This window comes from Collinsella sp. LCP19S3_B6 (assembly GCF_052121815.1).
In the GTDB taxonomy this organism is placed as follows: Bacteria; Actinomycetota; Coriobacteriia; order Coriobacteriales; family Coriobacteriaceae; genus Collinsella.
In genome coordinates this window covers 1-630 of record NZ_JBQKDN010000052.1, presented here as the reverse complement: position 1 = coordinate 630, position 630 = coordinate 1, and the positions used below count along the sequence as shown (strand labels likewise).

Sequence of the window (630 nt, the reverse complement as noted above, 5' to 3'; positions counted from 1 at the left end):
TGAAGTTGAAGATGATGATGGACAGGTAGCCCAGGGCGTTGGTGTTGGTGAGCTCGGGCAGGAAGGTGGCGGCGGACATGTCGTTCGCGAAACCGTTCTCCATGGCATACCAGATGCCCAGGGCGCCGACGATGACGGCAACGGCGACCTTGATCAGGGCGCCACCGTTGAGGACCCACTCGGAGTCGGCCGCCTTGGAGCGGCCCATGAGGTAGACGATCCACACGAAGGCGAGCTCGATGCCCATCTTGGCGATCAGGTTGAACTCGACGCCAAAGACCATGCCCAGGATGTCGGGGAACATGGTCGCCAGCGAGGCGATCCACAGCGGGTAGTTGACCCAGTAGTAGTACGAAATGCGGGCGCCCCACTTGTCGCCCAGGCCATCGCGTACCCAGTCGTAAATGCCGCCCTCGCCGTCATAGGTGGTGCCGAGCTCGGCGACGACCATGCCGTAAGGGAGCAGGAAGGTCAGGATCAGGAAGATCCACCAGAAGAACTGCTGGTTGCCAATGGCAGCAGCAGGAGCGGCGGCCTCGCAAACGAAGACGACGCAGATGATGGTCGAAATGACCGTCAGGAAGGAAAGCTTTTTCTTTCCGTCACTCATATTTAATCCTTTGCTCAGTC

1 protein-coding gene is annotated in these 630 nt (G+C 59.5%); it reads right to left on the bottom strand.

From position 1 onward, the window contains the following. Positions 1–610 (bottom strand): amino acid permease (locus tag ACTQWD_RS08720; protein WP_441559754.1); only part of this gene is annotated, 610 nt, incomplete at its 3' end. Between the last annotated feature and the right edge of the window lie 20 nt (positions 611–630).